Annotated in this window: 14 protein-coding genes and 1 pseudogene; 1 reads left to right on the top strand and 14 read right to left on the bottom strand. The window is 35.3% G+C overall.

The genetic code is table 11. The features are described from left to right. Window positions 1-57 precede the first annotated feature (57 nt). From B2R82_RS00785 to B2R82_RS00800, 4 genes are all read right to left on the bottom strand, one after another. A complete protein-coding gene (locus B2R82_RS00785) occupies window positions 58-666 on the bottom strand; it encodes an SCO family protein (RefSeq protein WP_286923056.1) in 609 nt (202 codons plus the stop codon). A gap of 103 nt (window positions 667-769) precedes the next feature. Beyond that, entirely contained in the window at window positions 770-892 is a 123-nt protein-coding gene (locus B2R82_RS00790; RefSeq protein ID WP_283871867.1) for a YvrJ family protein, read from the bottom strand. A gap of 90 nt (window positions 893-982) precedes the next feature. Then, the gene (locus B2R82_RS00795; protein ID WP_286923058.1) at window positions 983-1,207 is read right to left on the bottom strand and encodes a DUF2922 domain-containing protein; all 225 of its coding nucleotides are present in this window, start codon (window positions 1,205-1,207) and stop codon (window positions 983-985) included. 13 nt (window positions 1,208-1,220) lie between these two features. Next, a complete protein-coding gene (locus B2R82_RS00800; RefSeq protein WP_286923059.1) occupies window positions 1,221-1,436 on the bottom strand; it encodes a DUF1659 domain-containing protein in 216 nt (71 codons plus the stop codon). Between the two features lie 121 nt (window positions 1,437-1,557). On the opposite strand from B2R82_RS00800, the gene B2R82_RS00805 reads away from it, so the two are divergent. Then, window positions 1,558-1,986, top strand: a complete 429-nt coding sequence (locus B2R82_RS00805) for a DUF2621 domain-containing protein (RefSeq protein ID WP_283872791.1) — start codon at window positions 1,558-1,560, stop codon at window positions 1,984-1,986. A gap of 847 nt (window positions 1,987-2,833) precedes the next feature. Here B2R82_RS00805 and B2R82_RS00810 read toward each other — a convergent pair. The 10 genes and pseudogenes from B2R82_RS00810 to B2R82_RS00855 form a co-directional block, all read right to left on the bottom strand. Beyond that, entirely contained in the window at window positions 2,834-3,115 is a 282-nt protein-coding gene (locus B2R82_RS00810) for a hypothetical protein (protein ID WP_286923060.1), read from the bottom strand. Between the two features lie 93 nt (window positions 3,116-3,208). Beyond that, window positions 3,209-4,495, bottom strand: coding sequence for a leucine-rich repeat domain-containing protein (locus B2R82_RS00815; protein WP_286923061.1), 1,287 nt, complete (start codon window positions 4,493-4,495; stop codon window positions 3,209-3,211). Between the two features lie 46 nt (window positions 4,496-4,541). After that, window positions 4,542-4,742 (bottom strand): hypothetical protein, encoded by a 201-nt coding sequence (locus B2R82_RS00820; RefSeq protein WP_286923062.1) that lies wholly within the window; start codon window positions 4,740-4,742, stop codon window positions 4,542-4,544. Between the two features lie 398 nt (window positions 4,743-5,140). After that, window positions 5,141-5,860: an Imm8 family immunity protein gene (locus B2R82_RS00825; protein WP_286923063.1), complete on the bottom strand. Its 720-nt coding sequence runs from the start codon at window positions 5,858-5,860 to the stop codon at window positions 5,141-5,143. Between the two features lie 230 nt (window positions 5,861-6,090). Then, a complete protein-coding gene (locus B2R82_RS00830; RefSeq protein ID WP_286923064.1) occupies window positions 6,091-6,612 on the bottom strand; it encodes a CbrC family protein in 522 nt (173 codons plus the stop codon). A gap of 97 nt (window positions 6,613-6,709) precedes the next feature. Beyond that, window positions 6,710-6,850, bottom strand: a complete 141-nt coding sequence (locus B2R82_RS00835; RefSeq protein WP_286923065.1) for a hypothetical protein — start codon at window positions 6,848-6,850, stop codon at window positions 6,710-6,712. A 135-nt stretch (window positions 6,851-6,985) separates the two neighbouring features. Beyond that, a complete protein-coding gene (locus B2R82_RS00840; RefSeq protein WP_286923066.1) occupies window positions 6,986-7,162 on the bottom strand; it encodes a hypothetical protein in 177 nt (58 codons plus the stop codon). 741 nt (window positions 7,163-7,903) lie between these two features. Next, entirely contained in the window at window positions 7,904-8,389 is a 486-nt protein-coding gene (locus B2R82_RS00845; RefSeq protein ID WP_286923067.1) for a CcdC family protein, read from the bottom strand. Window positions 8,390-8,414: 25 nt separating this feature from the next. Next, window positions 8,415-8,783 carry a response regulator gene (locus tag B2R82_RS00850; protein ID WP_283871858.1) on the bottom strand — a complete coding sequence of 123 codons (369 nt, stop codon included), beginning with the start codon at window positions 8,781-8,783 and terminating at the stop codon, window positions 8,415-8,417. A 52-nt stretch (window positions 8,784-8,835) separates the two neighbouring features. Further along, window positions 8,836-9,544, bottom strand: a pseudogene (locus tag B2R82_RS00855) (cytochrome c biogenesis CcdA family protein). Window positions 9,545-9,870 lie beyond the last annotated feature (326 nt).

Here is a 9,870-nt window from a genome sequence, read left to right on the forward strand (position 1 = left end):
AGTATTTCAACAACATGAAAACCGTCTCTTCATGTAGAGACGGTTTCCTTCTTGTTTTTATAAATTTTCATCAATATATGTTTCGATATCAGAGGCCATTGTATCAATGGGTACATCTTCAATATTTTTGGCATATCCAGTATACATTTTTACTAAAACCCCATCTTTATCCACTAAGAAAAATTGATTTCCGTGAATCACTTGGTCGGTATTAGGATCATCCTTTACCATAATTTTAGTTGATTTTACTGCGAATTGTTCAATATATTTTTGTGAATAACCAGTAAGGAGATTCCATTTTGATTCATCAGGTACATTATATTTGCTTAGATAATCCGCAAGTACCTCTGGCTTATCAACATCAGGATCTACTGAAAACGCAACAATCTGATAATCTTCCACACCTTTTTTCTTCAGCTTTTCTTGGACCTGCGCCATATTAAAGGACATTGGCGGGCAAATAGAAGTACAATTCGTGAAAATATACATTCCAATCCATGGTTTTCCTTTTAAACTCTTCAAAGAAACAGCTTCTCCCCGTTGATTAATATGCTCAAAATCTGGCAGTGCTAAGTCATAATCTGCCTTAAATTTTACATTTCCACATGCACTAAGTACAGTTGTCAGCATCAAAAGTAGAATGAATCCAATTATTTTATTTTTCATCTTAACACGCTCCCTACCTACATTACCCTCATCCTATCGTATGAATATAACGTTGACAAGGACTCCCAAGTGACAGCTTTCGGACATCTTTGTGAAATAGATTTCACTTTAAGGAAATAAGGGCATCATGAATCGCATCCAGCTTTACCTCTACTCGGTTCAATAAATAAAACGACACTAGAATCGGAAAGCCAATTTCTGAAATCATGTTTAACCACTGCTCCATCTTTAAATTCCTCCTTCACAATTAAAAAATTGAGTATTCTCCTGTTTAAAAAGGTCTTTGTAGTATCATCCCACAAAGACCTTTTCTTCATTATGCCATCACTAATTCAAGTTCTGTCACTTGGCGATCAATGATCCGTGCCCCTTTTATGGCTACTAGAGTACCTGCTTGTCCTTCAAAAACATTTTTAGCGATAATCGTCTGCATAACCTGTTGTATTTCTGCAGTTGTAATTGTTGGCTTCGGTGCATCAATCGTAAGCACGGTTGTTTTTCCTATGGCTGTTTCAAATTGCAGCTCTAAAACTTGTGTCATCTTCTTTCCCCCCTTAGGATAAATCTGTTGTTTCTACTTTGGAAATGCTGTCTAACTTATATGAAGATAGACTCGCAATAGCATTCGCTACAGCTACTAAATCCACTGTTGAATGCGAACCATTTACATTTCGGTATGTCTTTGTGGAGAACTTTGGCTCGTTTTGTTCATTGTAGCCAGTAACATACTTTAAACGAAGTGTTGCATTGACAAAATTTACGCTTGTCATAGGTGTCACCCCCTTTCTTACACAATATATACGGACTTATTGCTAAAAAAGGGACATTAAGGATGAATTTTTTTATATTAGCTTTTATAATAGAGTGAGAGAAGGCAAAGAGGTGAACGATTTGTTAACAGGCTGGTTTTTATGGTTTATCTTGTTTTGGGTAGTCGTATTGATTACCTTTATGGGGATAGGCGGATTTTTTATGTTCCGCAAGTTTTTAAAGGCACTACCAAAGCAGGATGGTAAATCGGATTTAGATTGGCAAGAGTTTTATTTAGATAAAACCATTCATTTATGGGGACAACCTGAGAAGGAGCTTTTATATGAACTTGTTAGCCCCGTCCCTGAGCTGTTTAGACAAGTAGCAAAGGAAAAAATAGCTGGCAAAATTGGCGAGCTTGCATTAGAAGAAAAAGCGGCTGCCATTAACCATGACTTAATTATTCGTGGTTATATTCAAGCTACCCCGAAGCGAGATCATAAATTTTTACGTAAAAAATTAGCGGAAATGAAAATTGACATTACCCCCTATGAACATCTATTTGATTAATGGCTACGCTGCACATCGATTCTGTGCAGCGTTTTTCTATAAAAATTATCCCGTGACTTAAGAGTATTCTAAAAAAATAAATGGTGATTCCGTATGGACTTTAAGAAATACCGATAGAAAAGCGGAGGTAACTATGATTAAAGGCTCTCTATTGGAAAGACAATTGGTTCTTTTCTATAAGCTTTTATTCATGATATCAAGGTAAAATGGATAATGTATTTATTCATTTGGTCTGCATTCTATTACAACTTTAAAAGAAAGCATCGTTAAATTGCTACCCATTTATGACAATGTAGAGGTGGCGACAAAAAAAGCATTTAATCGCCAACAAATAAACGGGCAATTCCAACAACTATTGAGTCAGTATCAACTACCGATGCCTAAAAATGCAAAATTAATTTACCATTGACCCTAACACTTATAAATTGGGTGTTAGCGAGACCAGGTTGCCAATTTATATTTGATGAAATTATCTTATCTCTTTCAACTCCAACACAATCACCCATGTTCATCCTTTCGAATACGCCATGTGTAAAGATACCTTTCTCACATTTTGTAAAAATACTCGCCACTCTTTTGTATTGATTTTCTCAAAGTAAAAAATCTCGTTTGTTTGGATGATTTCAAGATAGAGTACATCTACTAAATCATTTGTTACGCCAGTTAAGCCATTCGCTAAATAGATAAAAATATCATCTGCAATTGCGTCGTATCATGTTCTAATAATAACTCTATACAATTATGATGAATACGAAAAGGATTGGATGCTGGTTCTATAATCATCCATCCAATGTCATCTAAAGTATCTCGCAAAGCCATAAGTCGTTGTAAAGTCATTTTCTATCCTTCACAAACGCAAATCTTCTATCACAACTGGTACATCTAATTTTTCAAGAAAAGCCAAACATGCATCAAAGTAAGGTTGGTCTTTTGCTTCCTTTTCCAAGTAATTACCGCCAAACGTATGCGAATCTATCAACGTATCGAGCACTTGTAAAAAGAGTTCCTTTTGTTCATGTACCGACTGGGTGGATAGTTTCGGTAATGCTTTAATCAGTAACAATTCATCTTTATAATCTAGGAAAGTGGGTTTGGTTTTCAAAAAAGCAGCCAATTCCGCTAAGGTCATCTTTACGTTCACCTCTTTTTTCTAGTTCACGACAAACTTGTACTTTTCTCCCTTGGCGTTTGTGGTGGTTGTTAAGAATGGATTCTAACAGCCCTAGTATGTTTCATAAACCAGTTTGCGGTCTATATTGAATTTCCCATCAAAAGATACATAAATATAAAGTTGTCCCGCTGGCGAGTCGCCTACATCATAGCCTAATTGTATTGTATCATCTGTGTTAAAAATCAATTCAACTAACAGTAAATTGCTGTTATCTTCCTCAGCATGTATTTCAGTAATCAAGTCTAGCGCACTGCTGTTTAGTGTATCCAAGTGATTCCACACTTTTTTGATAGCGGGCGATAACCGTTTAATCATTGCTTCTGTTCTTGCTTTCGTTTGAACAAAAATTTCCTGTTCCTTATAACTCCATGTCGTCTGATAAAAAGTTGTCCCATTATCATATTGAAACGTTCCAACATCTTGAATAACGTACATTGGCTCCATCATTAGATTGTCAGCATAATTCAAATCTTCTAGCAATAGATTATATGTTGTATCCAACTGAGTTAGTTTATTTTCTGAACAATATAGCTCAACCAATTGCACATTATGGCGAATATCTAGCTCCGTAATATGATTGTTGAAACATCTTAATCGTTGCAACATTGAATTTTGACTGACATCCAAATAGTTAAGGTGGTTATGATTGCAACGAACACTCTCTAATTTTAGACAACTCGTTATATCTAAAAGAAGTAAATAATTGTTTCCACAGTCAAGGTGGGTGAGCTCAGCATGATGATTTAAATGTAGTGTTAATAAAGAATTATACCCACAGTTTAGTTCTTGCAGATGGTGATTTTGATCCAAATGCAACGCCGAAAGCATATTCTGATAACACACCAAAGAAACTAGTTTGACATTGTGACTCACATCCAACTCTCGCATTCGGTTAAAGCCACAATCGACCTTTTCCAAGAAAGGATTGTTCATCAAATTCAATGACGTGATTTGGTTTTCAGTACAGTTTAGTATTTTCAAGAGAGGGTTATAGCTTACATCCAGTTGCGTTAGCTCATTATTTCTACAAGACAATTCTTCTAATTTTGACTGATTACTTATATCTAATGACGTTATTTTGTTTGTACAACAAATAAGAGTTTGCAAATGATAGTTATAACGAGTATCCAGTTCAGTTAAATCATTGAATGCACAATCTAGTTCTTTGAGAGCTATAAAATGCTCAATACCTTGTAGACTAGTGTAATTGTGATTCCTCAGTTGTAAGGATTCAATTTGATTCACATCACTAAATAAAATAGTTTTGCGATTGTTACAAAACGTTTCAAGTACATACGTTTTAAAGTTCTCATCAATGAAATCTTGTGTTATATCCATAATGCTATCGTCATTATTATCTCAATCAAGATAAAAAAACGAATTCTCAGACACCTCCTCGATTTACTCTACAACATTCTAGCATTTTTTTGATTTGAATAGCCACCTCAGAATACCCAGTATTTTCATAGAAAATCTTATCATAAAAATAAAATTCAGGAAATACTTTATAAAAATTTGATAAAAGTGTTAAAATGCATTTTTTATCCACTAAATAATCGTTTACTGCCGTTGCTTCTAATTTCATTTTCTAGCTCGCCTATTTTGCTTGATTCCCACTTCTTCAGTGTTTCCGCAAGGGGTGTTTCAAAAATATAGGCATAGTAACCATTAAATATTAGTTACAAAAACCCACCATTCTGTAAATTATTCTACTTTCATCTGATTGCCTCCTATTATCACGAATGGTGAGCAAGCTATTGATTGTAATATGTCTCAAATTCACCTATATATGTTAAGCCATTGTACAGTTTATTTTTATCAATCATGGTAAGGTGCGAATCCATATAATGAAACATTGCATTTACTTTTGCTAGTCTTTTTTCCAAACAAATATCTCGTATCTTGAACAATGTTTCCTGTCGAACAGATAAAATCTTTTTATACCCAAACACTTCGTTATATCAATTTTTACATGCCTCGTTTTCATCTATAATCTTCATATTCCCACTGAAAAAATCGTTGCAAACATATACACGATTCTTCCCAAGTCTGCTTGGAACAGCTTTGCACAATTTCTTGCATGGCTTCTCTTAATTTTTTAAAATCAAACTCATCTATAACTAATGTTCTATTTCTTGCAATGACAAATTCATGTTGGCGACTTCTCAATGCCTCTGGAGTAGCTACCTTAACGTAAAACATATTGGAAGCTGTCTCGCCTTTTAGTCCGATCTCCAAATCCAAAGAAAAGAAAACTTGCTCCAAATTATCAGGACGCCACTTGACAATAGAGGCAACATTTGATGAGGATAAATCTCTTAATTCTAGCTCAACCACTTTTTCGCCTTCCACTATATCGTAACCTTTATACTCCCATCGAACATATCTTCTTAAGTAACTATATGATTCTTCCTTTGATGATTTAGAACAAATTTGCAATATTTCTTGAATGGTATCTTTAATCTTTTTGAAATCAAATTCATCAATAACTAAAATTCTCTTTATCATATAATGATTATATTGACGAAAACTATTTCTCAATGCCTCAGGGGTAGCAACCATTACAACATTCTGACCTATAATAGAGCATGCTTCGCCTACAAATCCAAGCTCCAATGCCACTTGGAAGAAAACACGCTCCAAACTATCAGAATATTCAATAAAATCTTGTAAATGTAAATTTTTTAATTCCCATTTAACCAATGCATTTCCCCCTATTTTGCGATAACCCTCTTGTAGAATACTAGCAATATATTCTCTGCTCAAAGGATAGACACGACATTTTATCTTCTAAAAATCAACCACTTTCGCATGTCCATAAATCAAAAATAACTGTCCTTCTCAACAAAAGAAATAAGAGATCGCTTCAAGGATTGGCGTAACTAGGCGCCCACTATATTGTCATTTAGAACTTTTTGATTTTCCAACTCTATTTAATCTAAATCAGAATAAACAATGTACTGCTGGCATTCTAAGCATTGGAACAAATAGCCTTGATGTGAACCATTATTGCGTAAAGTAGCAGCTAACTCTTCATTTGTATCACCATCAAAATGCTCCAGCTTCTCCGTAACACCCATTTCTACAAGCTCATCCCACCCGACATAGCCAATAAACGCACAGTAATCCGTACAATGGGCTACCCAATTATTGCCTTGCCAACTAGCATAACCTGGTGTTCGATGTAATATCTCATCCGTGTAGGTCTCATTGTTAACAAGCTCTGAATTGAGCAAATCTTGCTGAAACTCGCCATCGAATTTTTCGGCAGCCTGCCCGCTATGAATACAGCTTGGGCAAAGATACTCTACTTCTGTCACCGCATAAATTCCACCTGTATAATAAATCTCCACTTCCTGCTCACAGCAATCACAAACAACGATTTCGCCTGTTTCAAAAATGTTGGCTTGGATTGGGTTTGGCATATATTTAAATGTTGGTAATGGTGTTTTCATCTCAACTTCCTCCTGAATAATACATGGTAATAAAGGCTTTAGATTTTGTGGATTGTCCATCCAATAGAGAATCGTACTGTATTTTTTCTTGTCTTTTTTATTGTGCACGTCCATAACAGATATAAAAAAATTTGTATGCCTCATCATACATGTACAACATACAGAAAATTTCGACAAGTAAGCGTAAATTTATCTCTGTTGGCTCTGCTTGTTGAACTTGCTCCTTTAATTCATGCATGGCATTAATTGCTTTGGCATTCTTTACAGCAAATGCTTTTCTTTATATTTGCCACTGTGCCATAAGATTTTCTGTCATTCTCCATCCACCTTTCGATATACGATTTAATGATTTAGAACATCTCTCCTTCACCACTCACGTCACAAAAGCAACGCCATGCTTCTGTGTCAGCTCTCTCAACACACGATAGGCTTCATTAGCGACTGACCATACAAACGCCCCATAAATAATTGCATAGCCGATACTATAATCCGCACAACGGTTTGCCAGTTCTTTATCTTCATTTAGCAATTCATCCTCCATCACATTCATATCGGGGAATTGTTTTCACCATGTCCTCATACCATTTTTGCAATGCGGAAGGCTTTATGTAATTTTGTCATAATTATGCCTCGATAAGAATATATGTTCTGTTTCGAGAATAACATACAAGTAACTTTTTTGAAAACTCATTTTTTATCTACGGTCAACAAAATTAACTAGTTTTCACTCAAACATAAAAATGTGTCTGGAAAATGGCACGTATACCAGACACCTCGTTGGCTGTACAATGATGAAGCAATCTCTCTCCATTATACAGTGTATTGAAAAGGACGTTTCATCTATGCTTTACTTCGCGAATCATTTTCTAGGTTAGCCCTTTCATCTTAACAAGCTCAACTATCCCTATTCCACTCAATGATAATTTGAATCATACTGCTCTTCATACTTAGATCACATCGTTCATTCATTATTAATATTTATTTTGTAACAAACTTCTCTCTATGCGAAGAATTCATCTATTGTATCATTTAAAGGAATCGAGGAAAAAGTGATGATTACAAGATGATTACAAAAGGAAAAAGGTTTCCTAGACTTCACCTATAAAGATGAAATATTTACTTTAAAACTTAAATTCCCTGCCATGCATTAAAAGTAATTTTAATGCTAGCAAACCATCACTTTTAAAATTCTATCCATCGTTTCTGATATCAGTCCAATGAAGTCTACCTATCCCCAAAATGAGAAAAAAGCCTGCACTAAACACTAGTGTAGGCTTTCCTTTACAAATTTTTAAGCGGAATGGTTTTTGACTTTGATAAATTGAACAAGCATGGCAATTCGCCAAGGAACTAACATGGCGAAGGCTAAAATCCAAAACATTCCTGCTAACTCACCAACATCAATGGAGCTACTTAATATCATTTTTGCCACAACTCGGAACACTAATAGCCCAATTAAAATAAAAACGAAGGCTTTTGAACGTTTTAAATAAATATCTTGTCCCTTTACTTCAAATTTTGAAGTAGCAATTAGTATTGTTGAGAACACCATTCCGACTGCAGCAGCCTCTAAAATTTGCATAGGCGGCACACGGAATTGTTCAAATAAAAACATTAACGCACCTGAAGACATTGCGATAGGTGGAATGATAATTTTCTTCTCATTTGTTGGTTTTTTGGATGCTCTCATCCGTATTACCATGACAAAGCTACCCATTAAAATGGCCATTATGGTCGAACCTATAACATAATAGTGAGAAGGGATATTGCTTAACATAAAAAAATCCTCCTCTAATGTCAAATTAACAATTTTGTCCAAGCAATTGATCAACTACAGATTTCAATCTTTCTGGCTCAAATGGTTTTGTGATAAAATCTTTCGCACCACTTTCAATCGCTTCCACAATTAATTTTTGTTGGCCTAAAGCTGTAATCATAATTATTTTTGCATTTGGGAATTCAGGGATGATTGTTTTTACTGCCGCAATACCTGTCATAACGGGCATCGTTACATCCATCGTGACAAGATCTGGTTGTAACTCTCGATACATCGCCACAGCTTCCTTCCCATTGGCAGCCTTGCCGACTACCTCATAACCCCACTCCGTAAACATATTACTTATGGCAACACGCATAAAAAGCGTATCATCCACTACCAAAACTGTAGGCATCTGTTCAACTCCCTCCACGTTAAAGTACGGTATGCCTCTTTAGTTTAGCAGATTAGAAGCCTGTAAATCCACCGAAAATAGGCTGTAACAAGCGTGTAATATATGTTAACCCATCAAAGAATAACAATATCCCAACGGCAATCATTATATAACCACCGATTTTCACTATTTTTTGGCTGTNNTCGAATCCAAGTCATACGTGAAATAAAGAATGATAACACGAAGAATGGAATCGCAAAGCCTAAATAATAAGCAAGCATATAGCTAAAGCCTGCACCAGGGTTTGTACTAGCTAACATTATAATCGACGCTAAAATTGGACCAGTACATGGTGTCCAACCAGCAGCAAAGGCTATTCCGATTAGAACGGACCCCAAATATCCTGATGGCCTATTTTTAAATTGGAATTTACGATCCCTCATTAAAAAGTCAATTTGTAGTAAACCTACAATCATTAAACCAAATACGACGATTAAAATAGCCCCAACCTGGCGTAATAAGGTTTGATAATTAAGGAAGAACTCTGCTGCTAATGATGCGCCTAGTCCTATCATAATAAAGATAATTGAAAATCCTAGTAAAAAGAACAAGGTGTGAAAAACTGCACGCTTTTGCATCATGCCCCGCTCAGATTTTAGCTCATCTAAAGTCATACCCGTTATGTATGATAAAAATGCTGGATACAATGGAAGGGTACATGGAGAAATAAAACTCAAAAACCCTGCACCAAAAGCTAAAAATACGTTAATATCTGTTCCCATATTTTTTAATCGCTCCTTACAGTTACTGCATTCATCGTACCAAAAAACACTGTAAAATGCGCCCTTCCTGATTGTGAACGTTTCATGGCAATAAAGTGTTAAAAAAGTGAATTATCCTTATATTCTTATGCACAATTTTACAATCAGCCTCAGTAATTATAAAGATAATTGCTCGTGTACTTATGCATTATGCCCTCCACTTGCATTATCTGTCAACAAAATTCGAGTTATTTCTACAAACAGAATTTTCCATACATAAGAACCATAGCAGCAAGAGCTATGGTCCTTATGTTTCTTTTATTCAATTTCAATTAACAAATCACCCG

Origin of the sequence: Lysinibacillus sp. UBA6686, assembly GCF_002455205.1 — a bacterium.
In the GTDB taxonomy this organism is placed as follows: Bacteria; Bacillota; Bacilli; order Bacillales_A; family Planococcaceae; genus Lysinibacillus; species Lysinibacillus pakistanensis.

What these genes read in the sequence shown, in the direction of transcription:
- B2R82_RS00795 (WP_286923058.1), bottom strand. Translation starts at nt 1,207, where the DNA reads ATGACACAAGTTTTAGAGCTGCAATTTGAAACAGCCATAGGAAAAACA.
- B2R82_RS00845 (WP_286923067.1), bottom strand. Translation starts at nt 8,389, where the DNA reads ATGTTAAGCAATATCCCTTCTCACTATTATGTTATAGGTTCGACCATA.
- B2R82_RS00840 (WP_286923066.1), bottom strand. Translation starts at nt 7,162, where the DNA reads ATGAATGTGATGGAGGATGAATTGCTAAATGAAGATAAAGAACTGGCA.
- B2R82_RS00815 (WP_286923061.1), bottom strand. Translation starts at nt 4,495, where the DNA reads ATGGATATAACACAAGATTTCATTGATGAGAACTTTAAAACGTATGTA.
- B2R82_RS00820 (WP_286923062.1), bottom strand. Translation starts at nt 4,742, where the DNA reads ATGAAATTAGAAGCAACGGCAGTAAACGATTATTTAGTGGATAAAAAA.
- B2R82_RS00850 (WP_283871858.1), bottom strand. Translation starts at nt 8,783, where the DNA reads ATGCCTACAGTTTTGGTAGTGGATGATACGCTTTTTATGCGTGTTGCC.
- B2R82_RS00785 (WP_286923056.1), bottom strand. Translation starts at nt 666, where the DNA reads ATGAAAAATAAAATAATTGGATTCATTCTACTTTTGATGCTGACAACT.
- B2R82_RS00835 (WP_286923065.1), bottom strand. Translation starts at nt 6,850, where the DNA reads ATGCATGAATTAAAGGAGCAAGTTCAACAAGCAGAGCCAACAGAGATA.
- B2R82_RS00810 (WP_286923060.1), bottom strand. Translation starts at nt 3,115, where the DNA reads ATGACCTTAGCGGAATTGGCTGCTTTTTTGAAAACCAAACCCACTTTC.
- B2R82_RS00790 (WP_283871867.1), bottom strand. Translation starts at nt 892, where the DNA reads ATGGAGCAGTGGTTAAACATGATTTCAGAAATTGGCTTTCCGATTCTA.
- B2R82_RS00830 (WP_286923064.1), bottom strand. Translation starts at nt 6,612, where the DNA reads ATGAAAACACCATTACCAACATTTAAATATATGCCAAACCCAATCCAA.
- B2R82_RS00800 (WP_286923059.1), bottom strand. Translation starts at nt 1,436, where the DNA reads ATGACAAGCGTAAATTTTGTCAATGCAACACTTCGTTTAAAGTATGTT.